Source organism: Acinetobacter sichuanensis (genome assembly GCF_003024515.2).
GTDB lineage: Bacteria > Pseudomonadota > Gammaproteobacteria > Pseudomonadales > Moraxellaceae > Acinetobacter > Acinetobacter sichuanensis.
The window spans coordinates 1-16,205 of the sequence record NZ_PYIX02000037.1 but is presented as its reverse complement, the minus strand read 5'-3'; the positions used below and the strand labels follow the sequence as shown (position 1 = coordinate 16,205).

The window sequence follows — 16,205 nt, the reverse complement described above, 5'->3', positions numbered from 1 at the left end:
TGCGATAGACTTCTGATGTGAACGATGCGCGCTTATCTTTACATAAGAAACGTTTGTAAAGTTTAATGCGCGCAAAATGCCATATTGAAATATTCAAATAATTCAGGTGTATGACTCCATAGAATCGCAGCGAGTGTAAACAGAGCTACGACACCAAATACAATCGATATTTTAAGCCAGCCAAGATCAGTCATTCACTACCGCCTTTTCATTAACAAAAAAATGAACGATTACACCAAAAATACTCAAAGCAATAGAACCGATCCACATTAAATTATAATTTCCTGTGAGATCGTGATTTAAACCACCGAGCCAGCCACCAAAAAATGAGCCGATTTGATGGGTAAAAAATACAATACCGCTCAGCATAGTGAGATATTTAATACCAAACATATTGGCAACAATTCCATTGGTTAATGGTACAGTAGATAACCATAAAATACCCATCACAATGCCAAAGGTATAAATAGTCCATGTGCTTAAAGGAATGACAAGGAAACTTACAATCGCAATACCTCGTAACCCATAGATACCCATGAGGAGATGAGGTTTAGAAAATTTATCTCCTAAATAACCTGCAGCATAAGTGCCAACAATATTAAATAGCCCAACCAAAGCAAGAAAAATAGTTCCACTTGAAGCATCAAAACCATGATCAACTAAGTAACCCGGTAAATGAATACCTAAAAATACCACCTGAAAACCACAAACTAAAAATCCAAGTGCCAAAAATAAAAAAGGTTTATGTGTAAATGCAATTTTTAAAATTTGTTTAAAACTTAAATTGGCTTGAGTGGACTGTGTAACGGCTTTTGGGGCAACATAAGCGGGCGCTTTGAGCATCCAAGCTAAAGGAACAACGAGAGCCACTAAAATGGCGCTGATGATTAAGGCTGCTGACCACCCCACACTTTTGATCATTAATAATGTTGTTGGCAACATGATAAATTGACCAAAAGAACCCGCAGCACTGGCAATCCCCATTGCCATACTACGTTTACTTGGATGTGCTGCTCGACCAACCGCAGAAAGCAACACTGAAAATGATGTTGCAGAAAGGGCAAGACCAATAATCAAACCTGCACTTAGGTTGAGCATCCAAGCTTGCGAACTGATCGACATTAACAATAAGCCAATGCAATACAAAACCCCACCAACAGCAACCACAATTTTACTGCCATATTTATCAGCTAAAGCCCCAGTAAATGGCTGCACTGCACCCCAAAGCAAATTTTGAGTTGCAATTGCCAGACTAAAAACTTGATGACTCCAGCCAAACTCATGGCTCATTGGTACTAAATACAAGCCAAAACCATGACGGATACCTAAAGATAGCGCTAAAATAAATGCACTACCAATCAGCATATAAATGAGGGATTTAGAAAATTGGGTATCATCTAAAGAGCGAGACATAATCAATCCATTGAATGTATACTTTTAGGATTGTATAGCAATAAAATCATCAAAACGACAGAATAAAAATTTACTTATTGATAAAATAAAGTGATAAGGTTTTATATAAAATTTTAACAATAACAAGGCTATATTGTAATGAAATTCAAACAGAAATAAAAAATGATTTATTTTTAAGCCTAATTTTTATTTTAACTACCATAATATTCCCCCTTCTTTTTTTAGATAAACAGTCATACTGCTTAAGAAGGGGGAATTGGTCTAATAACTGATAGATAACCTTTTATTTACTGAATAATAAAAAACATTCAATAAACCATCAAAACTTATTGACCAAAACGAGAAAGATCTTCTTCAGGGCGAGCTGTAAGTACTTCCACACCTGTTTTAGTAACCAACAATGTATGTTCATATTGAGCAGATAAACTATGATCCTTAGTAACCACTGTCCATTTGTCGCCAAGCAGTTTGGTTTTCCAATCACCGCCATTGACCATAGGCTCAATAGTAAAGGTCATGCCTTCTTCTAAAATCATACCTGAGTTAGGTTGACCATAATGTAATACTTGAGGCTCATCATGGAAAACAGTACCAATGCCATGACCGCAATATTCACGGACTACACCAAAACGTTCTGACTCTACATATTTTTGGATTGCTGCACCAATATCACCAATGGTTGAACCAGGCTTAACAGTTTCCATGCCTTTATACATTGCTTCTTGTGCAACTTTACATAAACGATCAGCAAGAATAGAGGTTTCGCCACCCACGATATACATCATATTGGTATCACCGTGATAACCATCTTTAATCACAGTGACATCGATATTAAGAATATCGCCTTTTTTCAAAATTTTTGCTTCAGAAGGGATGCCATGACAAACCACATGGTTGACTGAAGTACAAATCACATGTTGAAAAGCGGGACGACCTGGTGCTGCACCATAGCCTAAGCAAGCAGGGATAGCATCTTGTTTATTAACAATATAATCATGGCAAATCGTGTCCAATTCAAGTGTGGAAACACCTGGTTTGATATGCGGTTTGATCATATCCAAAACTTCTGCCGCCAGTTTGCCCGCTATACGCATTTTCTCAATTTCTTCTGGGGTTTTGATTAATCGACGGGGAGCTTCGTAAGTACTGTTCATGATCTTTAAAAACTTTTGGAAATTTGTATGTGACTATGGTATAAATAGCCGCCCAATTTATCAAATGCTTTTCGTGAATTTCTCTTTGAGACTTCATTGAAGATTTTGATATTGGAAATTTAAAAATCCGCACATATGTCGACACATTCCTCTGGGTGCCCGTAAGGGTGGAGAATGCGGACATATGGAGGCTTAACCCAAACTTTAAGGTAAAGAAAATGGCAGATTACAACGTAAGCATGCGCGACCTTCTTCAAGCTGGCGCGCACTTTGGTCACCAAACTCGCTTCTGGAACCCAAAAATGCGTCAATACATTTTTGGTGCGCGTAACAAAATTCACATCATTAACCTTGAGCACACTGTTCCTGCGTTAAACGATGCTTTGAACTTTGTTAACAACCTAGCTAGCAAAAAGAACAAAGTATTATTCGTTGGTACTAAACGTGCTGCTTCTAACATCATCCGTGAACAAGCTCAACGCGCTGGTCAACCATATGTAGATCATCGCTGGTTAGGCGGTATGTTGACTAACTGGAAAACTCTTCGTCAGTCAATCAACCGTTTAAAAGATCTTCAAACTCAATCACAAGATGGTACTTTTGCTAAACTTACTAAACGTGAAGCTTTAGAACGTACTCGTGAAATGGAAAAACTTGAACGTGGTCTTGGCGGTGTTAAGAACATGGGTGGTTTACCTGACGCATTGTTCATCATTGACGTTGACCACGAAGCGATTGCAATTAAAGAAGCTAAGAACCTTGGTATTCCTGTAATTGGTATCGTTGATACAAACTCTAACCCAGATAACGTAGATTTCGTTATCCCTGGTAACGATGATGCGATCCGTGCTGTAACGCTTTATGCTTCTGCTATGGCTGATGCGATTATTGCTGGTAAAGAATACGCTCAAACTCAAGCAAATGCACAAGCTAAAGGCGAAGAAGCTGCTAAAGAAGCTCCTGAGGCTTAATGCGTTTTTGACGCAGGCTTGTCATTTTTGCGACATGTAATGGTGGCAAATTAAGCGTCGAAACAGCAAAACGGCCCAGATTTCATGTTTGGGCCGTTTTTGTTAACAGAATTCAATTTTCTACCGTATTTAGGAGAACAACATGACTGCAGTTACTGCGAGCATGGTAAAAGAATTACGTGACCGTACTGGTCTTGCAATGATGGAATGCAAAAAAGCATTAACAGAAGCAGACGGTGACATCGAGTTAGCGATTGATAACCTTCGTAAATCTGGTCAAGCAAAAGCAGCTAAAAAAGCGGGTAACATTGCTGCTGATGGCGCAATCACAATTGCTCAAGAAGGCAACAAAGCACTTCTTTTAGAAGTAAACTGCCAAACTGACTTCGTTGCAAAAGATGAAAACTTTGCTGGTTTCTCTGCAAAAGTTGCTGCTGCTGCTTTAGCTGCAAACGAAACTGATGCTGCGAAAATTGCTGAATTGAAACTTGAAGATGGTGCGACTGTTGAAGAAGCACGTATCGCACTTGTTCAAAAAATCGGTGAGAACATCCAAGTTCGTCGTGCAACAATTGTTGAAGGCAAAAACCTTGCAGTTTACAAACACGGTTTAAAAATTGGTGTTGTTGTAGCTTACACAGGTGATGCTGAAACTGGTAAAGGTATTGCAATGCACGTTGCTGCATTCAACCCAGTTGCTGTAAATGCTGAAGGCGTATCTGCTGATCTTATCGCTAAAGAGAAAGAAATTGCAGAAGCAAAAGCGATTGAATCTGGTAAACCAGCAAATATCGTTGAAAAAATGGTTACTGGTTCAGTTGAAAAATACTTGAACGAAGTTGTTCTTGAGCGTCAAATGTACGTGATTGACAATGAGAAAAAAGTTGCTGACGTATTGAAAGCAACAGGTACTACAGTAGCTCAATTTGTTCGCTTCCAAGTAGGTGAAGGTATTGAGAAAAAAGCAGAAATGAGCTTCGCTGACGAAGTTGCTGCTGCTCAAGCTGCTGCTGCACAATAATTTTACTATTTCAGTAAAATGAAAAGACCCCTCATTATTGAGGGGTTTTTTCAGCATTTATATTCGGTTTTCTAATAAAAATTCAAATGAATAATCTTGCTGATGTGTATGATAGTAAAGTGTGATATCACTATTGTCATAGATCATTTTGAGTATTTTTTCTAATTTCGATAAAGCTTTAAAAGTCGCCTGACTTAAAATAAAATCAATATTTTCACCATGTTCTATCACAATAACGTTTAAGTTATGTTGAAGAATATCTGATGTAATATTATCGATTGCAATCGCATATTGTTCTTCAAAACTCAGCTCATCTTCGTCAAAAAATGAAGCATCATATTCTAATTCATTCAAGTCAATTAATGCATGATCAGTCTGATCTTCAAACTGTTCAATATAGGAAAATATGTCTTTTAAAATATTTGAAACATTATATCCTGATGATTTTACTATAGTTAACGCTTTAAAATGTTGTTCTAAAAGCCAACTGAAATTTGAAAATTCACAGCTTGCAATGATTTTCTGAGCACATTCATAATTAGTTTTCCAATCCATCAGCCATGTATTGCTATAGTCTTTAGTATTGATTTCAGGAAAATCTTGAATCCTCAGATCAGGAAAAATTTCTATAAATACGTTTCTTAATTGTTCTTGTTCAGACATTTGGCTTTCTCGTTGTTAGAAAAATTTATATAATTTAAGCAACTAATGTTTAGCATAGAATGAATACCGATGGCAAATAAGACCAACCTAAGCATAGGTGCAATTATTGTTATACTTGTCGTTGCTTATTTAGGTATAGATTTAAAACAAGAAAAAAGTCTTGAACAAGTTGATCAATCATTCACTACTACAACATCTTCAGATGTGGAAAATATTGAAAATTCAACAGAACAAAAGCAAATCATTCAACCAAAAAACTCCTCACTAAATCATCAGAATCAGCAAGGTTTAGATACTATTCGTCAAGCTTATGAGACTAAATTGAGTAATATACAAGTTCAGTCTTCGGGTAAAGTGAAGGCAATATTGAAAGATGATCGTGAAGGCTCACGTCATCAAAAATTTATTTTAGCGTTAGAAAATGGTCTGACTGTGTTAGTGGCACATAATATTGATTTAGCACCTAGGCTAGAAAATTTACAGAAGGGTGATTTGGTGGAGTTTTTTGGTGAATATGAATATAGCGAGCAAGGAGGTGTGATTCATTGGACACATCATGATCCAAATCGGCATCATGAAGATGGTTGGTTAAAACATAATAGTCAAATTTCTCGTTAATTTGTAAATGAAGTAACAGCTTCTAGAATATAATGAGCGCTTAAAAAAGAATAAAATATTTGAGTGAAAATGTAACTTTTTATCTTGTTTTGATCTTAAATCAATATAATTTTCTCAGCATATTTTAGAGCGTAAAACAGCAATAATAAATTTGAGCAAATGTAATTTTTGATATCTTTTGACTCGTTTTATATCAGAAAATAAGGGTTAAATTTAACAGTGAAATTTAACCCTTATTTATTTGCGCTAAAATGCGAGTTTTTGGCGCGATTTCCATTTTGGTAGTACTTTTCCTAGGTAGGCATCCATGCACCATACAGGACCAATCAGGAGGAATTGTAGATCTTTGAAGAAAGAAGGTTTTTTACCTTCAATTTTGTGACCATAAAATTGCCCAATCCAAGCAATAATAAAGACACCAATATAAAAACCAACACCGACAGGAAGGAAATAAATGACCCAAGCCATTACTGCAATCAGAGCAGTCATCGCAACCGCAAGAACAAGATCAAGGCGAGTATAAAATACTAAGGTTAAGACAATCACTAAAGCAGTAAGCAAAGCACTAAAGTGTGCCAAAATCCCAAGAATTGAAAATAAAATTGCAGGAACACATGCCCAGTGGATGACTTTATTGGTTGGATTCTGATGGCTTTCGCTATATTCATCGAACCATTCAGTTATAGATTTCATATTGCACTCCGTGCGCTAGATTTATTTCATTTATTTTTTAAGCACTTTTGGCAAATATAAACGAGAAATTAATAATGGTCAAAGACTAAATATTGATAGTTTTGAGATTTTAAGCCAATGTATTTTAAAAAGTAGTTTTATTAATAATTTAAAGTGAGTAATAAAAGATGAAAGATAAAGTGAATATTAAAATCCCATTGAATTAAAAAAGCCACGTTTAAAGTGGCTTTTCACGTTAAATGGGAGCTAAATTTTAAGAGTTAGGACCGTCTACACGTTCGATATTCACACTAGCAGTGCCTGAGTTGGTAATGCCAAGACGTTTTGCTGCACCATAAGATAAATCAAGTACACGGTTGCCATGGAATGGACCACGATCATTGACTTTTACCACAACGCTTTTGCCATTATTTTTATTTGTTACACGAATGTAGCAATTCAGTGGCAGGCTGCGATGAGCTGCGGTAAGTTCATTCATATCAAATGTTTCGCCACTCGCTGTTTTACGACCGTGGAATTGACGACCATACCAAGAGGCAACACCTGTTTGGCTGAACTTACGTACAGTATTTGATGCAACAGCATTTAATTTATCAATGACTGAAGGCTCATTGTCTTGCACTTGAACTTTTGCAGCAAGGGTGTCACGGCGGATTTTATCGCTTGAACGTTCAGTAATTGACAAACTGTTTAGGTTTGAAAAGTGTGAATTAAAGTTAGTTGAGTCTTTGTTTACAACACGTGAAGCAAGACTTGAACTATCTGAATCGTTGTTTAAGTATGATGACTGTACCATTTCTGAGTTGACTTGCGTCATACTCAAGCCCATGGTCAGGGCGATCATATATTTTAGTGAAGCATGCATTGTTTAACTCCTGGGAACCTAAAACCAAATTTTCAAAACGTGAAAATTCATCATTCAGGTCTGTAAATTTACTTTTGCAACCACATTTAACGGTAGGGGATAATATTCATGCAGTAACGAATGTGTCTAGTAATATTTGATGATTAGTTACAAAAAGGACAAAAACTTACAGAATCAGTATAAAAAATAACCGTAATTGTAACTAATCATTTAAAAAGATTAAATAGTAACCATTTTTGATGAGAAAAATCTTGACTTATTTAATCGGGAAGAAAAATAAGTTTTAACGACTCACAATTTCAGTCCCTAAAAGCCAGAGTGCAGTGGCATACATTCTGCTTTTGTTATAGGTGGTAATTACTTGAAAGTTCGGGTAAGTGATGTAGTAAGTCGGTCCATAACTTTCTTGTAATTGAATGACATTTACCATATCTAAATCATCAATTTTAACAATTGGATTGAGAGCGCTAATTCCTTGATTTTTAAGTACGCCAAAGGGGGTTGGTTGTGTTAAATCTTTGGCGATGACAGCATCAGGATTATTACCTGTATATCGTGCTTGAAAAGCAATCGGTTGATTACGTTGCCAACCTTTTTGTGCTAAATAATTTGCAATCGAACCTATCGCATCTACAGCCGAGTTTCTCAAATCGACATGACCATTGCCATCATAATCCACACCATATAATGGAATATTACTTGGCATAAATTGTGGGTAGCCTACAGCACCAGCATAAGAGCCTACGATTGAATTTGTAGGTACACCATCTTTATATGACCATGCGATCAGCGCCGAAAGTTCATCTTGGAAATATTGTGCTCGGCGTTCATAACCGAAACCTAAAGTTGCTAAAGCATCACGTGTAACAAAAGAGCCTTTATTTGCACCATAACCTGTTTCAACCCCTAAAATACCCAAGATAATCGCTTGAGGAACACCGTATTGTTGTTCTGCTCGATTTAGCGTATCTGCGTATTGATTTTTAAAGCGTACACCACGCTGAATTGTACCTTCTGCTAAAAAGTTAGTTTTGTATTGATACCAAGGCTTACTTTCACCAGGGCGATTCATAATATTAATAATATTAGGTAAATTGCGAGAGCCATTCATTGCCCAATCCACTTGATCGCTGCTTAGCCCATATGTTTGCATTGTTTTTAGTTTGAAATTGTTATATTGCGGATCATTCGCAAAATCATTTGCTTGGCAAAAACTGGTAATAGACAGTGCCACAGCACAAAAACCCATGTTTCTTACTTTTTGAAAAAGCCTAAAATTTAACATAAAGTATATTTTCCTAATTTTCTATGGGGGTAAATTAGCGATGCATATGAATGGACATCACAATACCAAAAGTTGCCATTAATGTAATAATTGCAGTACCGCCATAACTCATAAATGGTAATGGCACGCCGACTACAGGTAAAATACCACTGACCATGCCTGCATTTACAAATACATACACAAAAAATGACAAAGCAAAGGCGCCTGCAACCAATCGTCCAAAATTATGAAAGCATTGCAAACTGATTTGGAAGGTTCTGAAGATAATTGCAAAATAAATTAAAATCAAAATAATGATACCAATCAGACCAAATTCTTCAGAAAAGGCAGCAATAATGAAGTCTGTATGACCTTCTGGTAAAAAATGTAGATGAGATTGTGTGCCTTCAAGAAAGCCTTTACCTGTAAATCCACCTGAGCCAATGGCTGTTTTTGATTGAATAATATTCCAACCTGTACCTAAAGCATCGGCTTCAGGATTCAGCAAAGTCATGACACGTTGACGTTGGTAATCATGGAGTAAAAATTGCCATGCAACAGGAAGTATAACGGCAGCCGCTGCAAATGCGGCAGTAATCATTTTCCAAGATAATCCACTTAAAAATAAAACAAAAATTCCACTGGCTAAAATCAGTAAGGATGTACCTAAATCAGGTTGTTCTGCAATCAGTAAAAATGGAACACCAATTAAAACCAGAGAGAGCAAAACATGACCAAAACGAGGAGGGAGTGGTTGACGTGTTAAAAACCAAGCCACCATAAGTGGCATAGCAATTTTCATAAACTCACTGGGTTGTACACTGCCAACCCCAGGAATTGCGATCCAGCGTTGAGCACCCATTCGAATTTCACCAAAAATAACCACAGCAACCAAACACAGCACAGCAAATAGGTAAAAGTAGGGTGCAAAGGCTTGATATACTTTTGGTGGGATTTGTGCAAGTCCAAACATAATCAGACAACCAATTCCAAAACTCATTGCTTGTTTTGAAACCAAACCCAAATCTTGTGCTGAAGCACTATATAAAACCCCAAGCCCGAGTATTGCATTGAGAATTAAAAATAAGCTCAGCCAAGGGTCGATATGTAAACGTTGCCAACGCGAAATACTGGAGCGTGTACTTAAGCCATCACGAGGTGATTGGCGTAAAAATTTGTATTGTGAATTTGGTGACATGGCAAATGAGCGTGTGGGGAAATAGCTTTTGTGAATGCTATCACAATAAGACTTGAAGGTAATCTATGGGCTGATCTATTCATATTAAGTTTAAAAATGCAGCAAAGTTTAAAAAATCAAAAATAGTAATAGGGTGTCACTCCATTTTAGACAAAGAGAATTTTTTCATGAATAAGATCACTTTGAGTTGTTTCTTAAGCTTTGAGAAAATGATTTGACTCAATACCAATTAACTTGGATTTAAAAGTTGTCGTCCTTGTTCAAGTAATTCTTGTTGATCTAATTGTTCAGGATGGAAGTCTGCACGATAAAAAGCAAAATATTCAGGACTTAAACGTAGCATCATTAAACCTAATCCATAAAGTGCTTTGATGTTTTTAAAGAGCTGTTGTGGTGAATATAAGCTATTTTTGCGATCTTGCCAGAGTAAGTCTGCGGTCATAAACGTGGTGCTGCTAATAAAACCAATCGTGATGGTGCGCATACTTCTACGTCGTTGTGGTAAATGGTTAAAAATCGTTTGATAGACTTCAAATGCAACATGTTTATGTTCAATTTCCTCAATAGCATGCCAGAGCCATAGTTGTTTCATGTTTGGTGAAAGACCTTTAAACATAAACTCAGGATATTTCAACATATAACCTGCCATGAGTGCAGTAAAATGCTCCAAAGCCACAGTTGCAGCAAGTTGCCGACGCTGAGTTAAGGTTCTCAAACGTTTCATTTCTTTTTCAAAAGCAGCATTGTAGTGCATCAAATTATAATGTGGCGATTGTACTGCTTGATTAAACTGTTCATGTGCTTGAGCATGATGCGCTTCTTGACCAATAAAACCCGAAATATCAGCTTGAAGGCGAGGGTTTTCAATTTGATCTCTCACATTGCGTACAGTTTCTACAAAAAAACGTTCACCTTGTGGAAAAGTGATCGATAAGGCAGTTAGAAAATGCGAAATTAAAGTTGCATGAGTGTAGTGGCGTTCAGTGTATTGCGCATCAAAACGTGTTTTACGTATTGAAATAGTAGATTGTAAATGTCGTTGATATTGCTTGGCATTTTTTGAAAGATTTTTCAACATGGCTTTACCTATCTTTTTTATTTTGTGAAAAGGTGAGTAAGAGTGCAGCTTTTATTAATGTGCCAGAGTGGATTGATGAAACATTGGCTTTAAATTTTTTTATATCTTTAATTGGGTGAATGAAACAGCTTTATATTAAATGCTGAGATTTAGACGCAATAAAATAAGAGATAAAAAATGCCCTTTTAAAAAGAGCATTTTATATGACAACAACAAATGATTAAGAGAAGAACAACGAATCGTGATATTCAGCAACAGCTTTAAGCTCTTCACGACTTAGATTTGGAATCAGTTTATTGATCGCAATATGTACCGCTTTAGTCACGGCAGCAGCACCGATATCAGATGCTTTACGTTTAATCATGCCTAAATCTAAAGTTTTATTAAAATCAATCATAAAATGACGAATTGCAGCATCAGCAAACTGTTTATATAGTTCAGCTAGAGCTTCTTTATCAATTTTATTTCCTGCTTTAATTTCAGCAAAATTATATTTAAGGCTTGTAACTAAATTTGCATCTAAAGTTGTTCCTACACGATTTTCACCTGTTGGATCTTTAAATAAACTACGTTCAGAAAACTCCACAGATTGGCGCACAACATTATTGTCTGCTTTGCTGAGGAGTTGCTTCAGTAGCACAGCAACAGTTGATTTTACATAACCCGCTAACTTTTCAGCTGTATCGCGTTTTTCACTTGCTGGGAAACGCTGCACAAGTTGAACCAATAAAGCATCAATAATTTCATCATTAATTAAAAGTGCTGTTTGGTCACGTAATGGGTACAGTGGTTCATTAGAATTTTTTTTCTCAATACCAGTCTGGATGTTCTTTAAAAGCTCATCTGATGGTACAAAACCAAAAAAGGGCATTGTTAAAACCTCAATGTTTTGTCTTATTGTCTCGCCAATCGAATAGGGCTTGGCATCCATGATTCATCTGATACACGACAAGGGTTAATGTCTAAACCACCACGGCGCGTATATGTTGCATAGACCATCAGCTTTTCTGGCTGTAAATTTTGCCAAAGATCTGCAAAAACTTGCTCCACGCATTGCTCATGGAAGCCATTATGCTGACGATAAGAGATAATATAAGCTAAAATGCTGCGATAACAAGGTTTTTTACCTTGATATCGAATAAAAATCGTGCCCCAGTCAGGTTGACCTGTCACAGGGCAATTGCTTCTTAATAAATGTGAATATAATTGAATTTCAACATTTTTGTCAGCATCATTGACTGTTTTATCAAAAGCCAAAAGACGTGCATCAGGGTGATTGACTAGGCAGTCAGGTTGTTGGTCATCAATACAAATCCCTTCAGGTTTTGAAATTTCTAAATCATCAACATGAAATAAAGTCAGCGTTACTTCGGCTTGAGCAGCGTGCGACAAATCCTTTTCAGCTCTTTGAATAAATGCTTCTTTAGACTCAAATTGAGTAAAGTTCATGCTATTAAAATAGAGCTTTAATGATTTGGATTCGAGTAAAAACTCAGACGAAGCAGGTAAAGTCATGCGACCAATTGCAACTTGAGGAATCCCTTGAAGATTTAACCAAGAGATTTCAAAAATATGCCACCAGTCCTTTCCTTTATATATACCTTCTACATGTTGGTAATTTTCACGTGCTTGAGTACGTGAAATTGGAAATAAAATATCAGGCTGATAGGTGGTTGGGTAATCGGTATCTTTACCCAAAAGAGATTGTTCAACAGTCATTATTCACGCATTCCTGAACCACGAGAAAGTAAATAGTAAGCGACTCCATAAAGTACAGCACAAAATAATGTCACTACAATTAAGGATAAGGTCACATTAACATCGCTATGACCTAAAATACCATAACGGAAAGCATTGACCATATATACAATCGGGTTCACTAAAGAGAGATTTTGCCAAAAAGGGCTTAAAGCACTAATTGAGTAAAATACACCACCTAAATAAGTAAGTGGAGTTAATACAAAGGTTGGAATGATTGAAATATCATCAAATGATTTTGCATAGACAGCATTAATAAAGCCGCCCAAAGAAAACAATAAAGAAGTAATAATAACGGTATAGATTGTCACAAAAATATTATGAATCGCTAAGTCAGTGAAAAACAGACTCATTAATGTCACAATCGTTCCGACTAAGATGCCACGACATACGCCACCAATCACATAACCACAAAGTACTAAATGCAGTGGAACAGGACTCATAATGAGTTCTTCAATACTTTTTTGAAATTTTGCACTAAAAAAACTTGAAGAAACGTTAGCATAGCTATTTGTAATCACTGCCATCATGACCAGACCTGGCACGATGAATTGCATATAACTAAAACCACCCATTTGCCCAATACGTGAACCAACTAAATTTCCAAAAATCACGAAGTACAAACTCATTGTGATTGCAGGGGGTAATAAGGTTTGAGGCCAAATCCGCATAAAACGGCGAATTTCCTTATGTACAAGGGTAAAAAGCGCAATTTTGAGTTGGGTAAAATTCATTACGCATCTCCTTCTAGATTTTTTTCGACCATTTTCACAAAGAGTTCTTCTAAGCGGTTTGATTTGTTACGCATACTGCGCACACGAATGCCTTGTGCTTCTAAAAGTTGAAATAAATCATTGAGTGAATGTGCTTTATCCATGGTTACTTCTAAGGTCATTGGATCAATGAGGTTAAATGTCAAACCAAAGATTTCAATATGAAAAGGTTCAATTGGATGTTCTAAATCAAAAATAAAAGATTCTTCATTGAGTTGACTGAGAAAAGCTTTCATGGAAGTGTCTTCTTTAATCACGCCACGATCAATAATCGCAATTTGACGACACAACATTTCAGCTTCTTCTAAGTAATGCGTGGTTAGAATAATTGCTGTGCCTTTCTCATTCATTTCAGTCAGAAAATCCCACATTGAACGGCGTAGTTCAATATCTACACCTGCGGTAGGCTCATCTAAAATTAATAATTTAGGTTCATGCATCATAGCGCGAGCAATCATTAAGCGACGTTTCATACCACCTGAAAGCATACGGGCTTGGACATCACGCTTTTCCCAAAGCCCTAATTTTTCTAAATATTCTTCTGCACGTTGTTCAGCAAGTTTTTTAGGAATACCGTAATAGCCTGCTTGCGTGACTAAAATATCAAAAGTTTTCTCAAAATGCCCAAAGTTAAATTCTTGTGGAACAATACCTAAACACTGTTTTGCTTTGGATGGATGTGTATCTAAATCATGCCCAAAAATTTCTACACGACCTGAAGTTTTACGTGTAAGTGAACTGATGATCCCAATCGTTGTTGATTTTCCTGCACCATTTGGACCCAAAAGAGCATAAAACTCACCTTCAGGAACAGTTAAATTGATCCCTTTAAGTGCTTGAAAGCCATTTCGATAAGTTTTAGATAAATCTCTTAACGTCAATGCATCAGCCATGAAATTCTCACGTGAATGTAGGAGCGTATATTGTGAGCGAACTTGATAAATAAACCAAGTGTAATGCTAGGAATAGTGCGTTGCTGATATAGAACGTTGGATAAAGCTTGAGCAGCAAAGTGTGCGAATGCACGATATATGCTTTACCTAAGTTAAATTTTTGATATGATGTGCGCACTTCTTTTAAGCGCCCATAGCTTAACAGGATAGAGTACGGGTTTCCGAAGCCTGTGGAGTGAGTTCGAGTCTCGCTGGGCGCACCATCTTAATGTTCCTTTTAGTTCCATTTAGTACCAAAACCCTTTATATTAAAAGCATTCAATAAAACTCATTGTACCGTTATGTACCATCATGTACCGTAATTTTTCACGGTCTTTACGGTATTTTATACGGTATACCGTTAAAACCATCAAAAATGTACCGTTAAAAATGGCTAAACTCGTTGTAAGTCTCACTGACACGAAGATCAAAGCGGAAATCGCAGCTCACAAAAAAGCACCAGATAAGATCAAAAAACTATCTGATGGTAGCGGTTTATACTTATTTTTAGACAAAAAAGGTGGAACTTATTGGCGTTTTGATTATGTGCGTCCAATTACAAAAAAAAGAGCAACACTCAGTATTGGCGTATATCCTGAAATTACATTAGCATCTGCACGTAAATATCGCGATGAATATCGCGAAATGCTTGCAGAAAATAAAGATCCATCTATAGAGAAAAAACAAGAAGAAGAAAATGCTAAAAATGCACTTTCAAATACATTTGAGCATGTTGCACGTGAATTCATGAAAACAGAAAATCTTGCTCCATCTACTGTTTCTCGTAATGCATTTTCTTATCAACATTTATTCGATGCTCTTGGTAAGCGTCCAATTCATGAAATTTCAGCACGTGAACTTTTAACTGTTTGTCAGATTTATGAAAAACAGGGTAAGTTTGAAGCTGCAAGACGTATGCGATCTAAAGCAAGTCAAGTTTTCAAATATGCAATTGTTTTAGGTTTATGTGATAGAAATGTCGCAGCCGACATACAGGGTATTTTAAAGACAGGTCAAAGAAAGCACCATTCAGCAATTGTTGATCCCGATGCTTTGGGGCAACTTCTTCTTAAGATAGATCAATATGATAATAGAGGATCAATCATTACATGTTATGTATTAAGAATATTACCGCATGTCTTTGTCAGACCGGGTGAGCTACGCACCGCAAAGTGGTCTGATATTGATTTGGAAAATGCAGTATGGTCCTATACACCCGCTAAGACTGAAAACTCAACAGGTACACAATTAATTGTCCCACTCTCAAAACAGGTCCTAGATCTATTTAAAGAGCTTCATGTTATCACAGGCAATTCAGAATATTGTTTTGCTAATCATTGGGGCAAGACTAGAATTCTTAGTGACAGTACAATTAACAAGTCATTAAAAAGTTTAGGATTTAAAAACGGAGAAACAACAGGTCACGGCTTCCGTGCAACAGCACGAACTTTATTAGATGAAGTCTTAAAATTTCCAATTGAGCGTATTGAGCAACAACTTGGACATAGAGTGCGAGACATGCACGGCAGGGCATACAACAGAACAAAATACTTGGATGAGCGTGTGATTATGATGCAAGCATGGTCTGATTATCTAGACTCACTTAAAGAAAAAGCCCTTAAACAATAAGGGCTTGAATTTGTTTCTCATACTCCTTTTCCAGTTCTTCAGATAACTTAACGCGGATAGAAGAACGTCTATTTTCACCAAACTTAATCTTAGTCAATTCACTATTTTCAAACATTCTATATAAAGTAGTGCGTGAGATCTGAAGAAGCTTTAGTGTCTGTGGTACTGTTAAAAT

At 36.5% G+C, this 16,205-nt stretch carries 18 protein-coding genes and 1 tRNA gene; 5 read left to right on the top strand and 14 right to left on the bottom strand.

All coding sequences use genetic code 11. From position 1 onward, the window contains the following. Positions 1 to 62: 62 nt before the first annotated feature. The 3 genes from C9E89_RS24050 to map form a co-directional block, all read right to left on the bottom strand. A complete protein-coding gene (locus C9E89_RS24050; RefSeq protein ID WP_265935933.1) occupies positions 63 to 194 on the bottom strand; it encodes a hypothetical protein in 132 nt (43 codons plus the stop codon). Further along, positions 187 to 1,413 carry an MFS transporter gene (locus tag C9E89_RS17230; RefSeq protein WP_107009570.1) on the bottom strand — a complete coding sequence of 409 codons (1,227 nt, stop codon included), beginning with the start codon at positions 1,411 to 1,413 and terminating at the stop codon, positions 187 to 189. The genes C9E89_RS24050 and C9E89_RS17230 overlap by 8 nt, the downstream gene beginning before the upstream one ends. 326 nt (positions 1,414 to 1,739) lie before the next feature. Next, positions 1,740 to 2,567: a type I methionyl aminopeptidase gene (gene map, locus C9E89_RS17225; protein ID WP_107009569.1), complete on the bottom strand. Its 828-nt coding sequence runs from the start codon at positions 2,565 to 2,567 to the stop codon at positions 1,740 to 1,742. Between the two features lie 218 nt (positions 2,568 to 2,785). On the opposite strand from map, the gene rpsB reads away from it, so the two are divergent. Both rpsB and tsf read left to right on the top strand, forming a co-directional pair. Continuing rightward, entirely contained in the window at positions 2,786 to 3,538 is a 753-nt protein-coding gene (rpsB, locus tag C9E89_RS17220) for a 30S ribosomal protein S2 (protein WP_107009568.1), read from the top strand. A gap of 142 nt (positions 3,539 to 3,680) precedes the next feature. After that, entirely contained in the window at positions 3,681 to 4,559 is an 879-nt protein-coding gene (tsf, locus tag C9E89_RS17215) for a translation elongation factor Ts (protein ID WP_107009567.1), read from the top strand. Positions 4,560 to 4,616: 57 nt separating this feature from the next. Here the strand turns inward: tsf and C9E89_RS17210 are convergent, their stop codons facing one another. Next, on the bottom strand, positions 4,617 to 5,222 hold the full coding sequence (locus C9E89_RS17210) for a hypothetical protein (protein WP_107009566.1): 606 nt from the start codon (positions 5,220 to 5,222) through the stop codon (positions 4,617 to 4,619). Between the two features lie 69 nt (positions 5,223 to 5,291). On the opposite strand from C9E89_RS17210, the gene C9E89_RS17205 reads away from it, so the two are divergent. Further along, positions 5,292 to 5,840 (top strand): DUF3465 domain-containing protein, encoded by a 549-nt coding sequence (locus tag C9E89_RS17205; RefSeq protein ID WP_107009565.1) that lies wholly within the window; start codon positions 5,292 to 5,294, stop codon positions 5,838 to 5,840. A gap of 246 nt (positions 5,841 to 6,086) precedes the next feature. Here the strand turns inward: C9E89_RS17205 and C9E89_RS17200 are convergent, their stop codons facing one another. The 9 genes from C9E89_RS17200 to C9E89_RS17160 form a co-directional block, all read right to left on the bottom strand. Further along, positions 6,087 to 6,533, bottom strand: a complete 447-nt coding sequence (locus C9E89_RS17200; RefSeq protein ID WP_107009564.1) for an Mpo1 family 2-hydroxy fatty acid dioxygenase — start codon at positions 6,531 to 6,533, stop codon at positions 6,087 to 6,089. A gap of 253 nt (positions 6,534 to 6,786) precedes the next feature. Then, entirely contained in the window at positions 6,787 to 7,398 is a 612-nt protein-coding gene (locus C9E89_RS17195) for a septal ring lytic transglycosylase RlpA family protein (RefSeq protein ID WP_107009563.1), read from the bottom strand. A 283-nt stretch (positions 7,399 to 7,681) separates the two neighbouring features. Then, positions 7,682 to 8,647 carry a lytic murein transglycosylase B gene (mltB, locus tag C9E89_RS17190; protein WP_373431838.1) on the bottom strand — a complete coding sequence of 322 codons (966 nt, stop codon included), beginning with the start codon at positions 8,645 to 8,647 and terminating at the stop codon, positions 7,682 to 7,684. A 70-nt stretch (positions 8,648 to 8,717) separates the two neighbouring features. Then, positions 8,718 to 9,860 (bottom strand): rod shape-determining protein RodA, encoded by a 1,143-nt coding sequence (rodA, locus tag C9E89_RS17185; RefSeq protein ID WP_107009561.1) that lies wholly within the window; start codon positions 9,858 to 9,860, stop codon positions 8,718 to 8,720. Positions 9,861 to 10,089: 229 nt separating this feature from the next. Beyond that, a complete protein-coding gene (locus C9E89_RS17180; RefSeq protein ID WP_107009560.1) occupies positions 10,090 to 10,938 on the bottom strand; it encodes a metal-dependent hydrolase in 849 nt (282 codons plus the stop codon). Positions 10,939 to 11,158: 220 nt separating this feature from the next. Then, on the bottom strand, positions 11,159 to 11,809 hold the full coding sequence (locus C9E89_RS17175) for a hypothetical protein (protein WP_107009559.1): 651 nt from the start codon (positions 11,807 to 11,809) through the stop codon (positions 11,159 to 11,161). A gap of 23 nt (positions 11,810 to 11,832) precedes the next feature. Next, a complete protein-coding gene (queF, locus tag C9E89_RS17170) occupies positions 11,833 to 12,657 on the bottom strand; it encodes an NADPH-dependent 7-cyano-7-deazaguanine reductase QueF (RefSeq protein WP_107009558.1) in 825 nt (274 codons plus the stop codon). Continuing rightward, positions 12,657 to 13,430, bottom strand: a complete 774-nt coding sequence (locus tag C9E89_RS17165) for an ABC transporter permease (protein WP_107009557.1) — start codon at positions 13,428 to 13,430, stop codon at positions 12,657 to 12,659. Before C9E89_RS17165 ends, queF begins: the two co-directional genes overlap by 1 nt. After that, positions 13,430 to 14,362 (bottom strand): ABC transporter ATP-binding protein, encoded by a 933-nt coding sequence (locus C9E89_RS17160; protein ID WP_107009556.1) that lies wholly within the window; start codon positions 14,360 to 14,362, stop codon positions 13,430 to 13,432. The genes C9E89_RS17165 and C9E89_RS17160 overlap by 1 nt, the downstream gene beginning before the upstream one ends. 187 nt (positions 14,363 to 14,549) lie before the next feature. On the opposite strand from C9E89_RS17160, the gene C9E89_RS17155 reads away from it, so the two are divergent. Both C9E89_RS17155 and C9E89_RS17150 read left to right on the top strand, forming a co-directional pair. Continuing rightward, positions 14,550 to 14,625 (top strand) — tRNA-Arg (locus C9E89_RS17155). Between the two features lie 166 nt (positions 14,626 to 14,791). Then, positions 14,792 to 16,030, top strand: coding sequence for a tyrosine-type recombinase/integrase (locus tag C9E89_RS17150; RefSeq protein ID WP_107009555.1), 1,239 nt, complete (start codon positions 14,792 to 14,794; stop codon positions 16,028 to 16,030). Here the strand turns inward: C9E89_RS17150 and C9E89_RS23695 are convergent. Next, on the bottom strand, positions 16,020 to 16,205 hold a 186-nt coding region (locus tag C9E89_RS23695), incomplete at its 5' end, for a helix-turn-helix transcriptional regulator (RefSeq protein ID WP_228199059.1). The two genes, C9E89_RS17150 and C9E89_RS23695, sit on opposite strands and share 11 nt — an antisense overlap.

What these genes read in the sequence shown, in the direction of transcription:
- C9E89_RS17195 (WP_107009563.1), bottom strand. Translation starts at nt 7,398, where the DNA reads ATGCATGCTTCACTAAAATATATGATCGCCCTGACCATGGGCTTGAGT.
- C9E89_RS17160 (WP_107009556.1), bottom strand. Translation starts at nt 14,362, where the DNA reads ATGGCTGATGCATTGACGTTAAGAGATTTATCTAAAACTTATCGAAAT.
- rodA (WP_107009561.1), bottom strand. Translation starts at nt 9,860, where the DNA reads ATGTCACCAAATTCACAATACAAATTTTTACGCCAATCACCTCGTGAT.
- C9E89_RS17165 (WP_107009557.1), bottom strand. Translation starts at nt 13,430, where the DNA reads ATGAATTTTACCCAACTCAAAATTGCGCTTTTTACCCTTGTACATAAG.
- map (WP_107009569.1), bottom strand. Translation starts at nt 2,567, where the DNA reads ATGAACAGTACTTACGAAGCTCCCCGTCGATTAATCAAAACCCCAGAA.
- C9E89_RS17175 (WP_107009559.1), bottom strand. Translation starts at nt 11,809, where the DNA reads ATGCCCTTTTTTGGTTTTGTACCATCAGATGAGCTTTTAAAGAACATC.
- tsf (WP_107009567.1), top strand. Translation starts at nt 3,681, where the DNA reads ATGACTGCAGTTACTGCGAGCATGGTAAAAGAATTACGTGACCGTACT.
- mltB (WP_373431838.1), bottom strand. Translation starts at nt 8,647, where the DNA reads ATGGGTTTTTGTGCTGTGGCACTGTCTATTACCAGTTTTTGCCAAGCA.
- C9E89_RS17180 (WP_107009560.1), bottom strand. Translation starts at nt 10,938, where the DNA reads ATGTTGAAAAATCTTTCAAAAAATGCCAAGCAATATCAACGACATTTA.
- rpsB (WP_107009568.1), top strand. Translation starts at nt 2,786, where the DNA reads ATGGCAGATTACAACGTAAGCATGCGCGACCTTCTTCAAGCTGGCGCG.
- C9E89_RS17205 (WP_107009565.1), top strand. Translation starts at nt 5,292, where the DNA reads ATGGCAAATAAGACCAACCTAAGCATAGGTGCAATTATTGTTATACTT.
- C9E89_RS17200 (WP_107009564.1), bottom strand. Translation starts at nt 6,533, where the DNA reads ATGAAATCTATAACTGAATGGTTCGATGAATATAGCGAAAGCCATCAG.
- C9E89_RS24050 (WP_265935933.1), bottom strand. Translation starts at nt 194, where the DNA reads ATGACTGATCTTGGCTGGCTTAAAATATCGATTGTATTTGGTGTCGTA.
- queF (WP_107009558.1), bottom strand. Translation starts at nt 12,657, where the DNA reads ATGACTGTTGAACAATCTCTTTTGGGTAAAGATACCGATTACCCAACC.
- C9E89_RS17150 (WP_107009555.1), top strand. Translation starts at nt 14,792, where the DNA reads ATGGCTAAACTCGTTGTAAGTCTCACTGACACGAAGATCAAAGCGGAA.
- C9E89_RS17230 (WP_107009570.1), bottom strand. Translation starts at nt 1,413, where the DNA reads ATGTCTCGCTCTTTAGATGATACCCAATTTTCTAAATCCCTCATTTAT.
- C9E89_RS17210 (WP_107009566.1), bottom strand. Translation starts at nt 5,222, where the DNA reads ATGTCTGAACAAGAACAATTAAGAAACGTATTTATAGAAATTTTTCCT.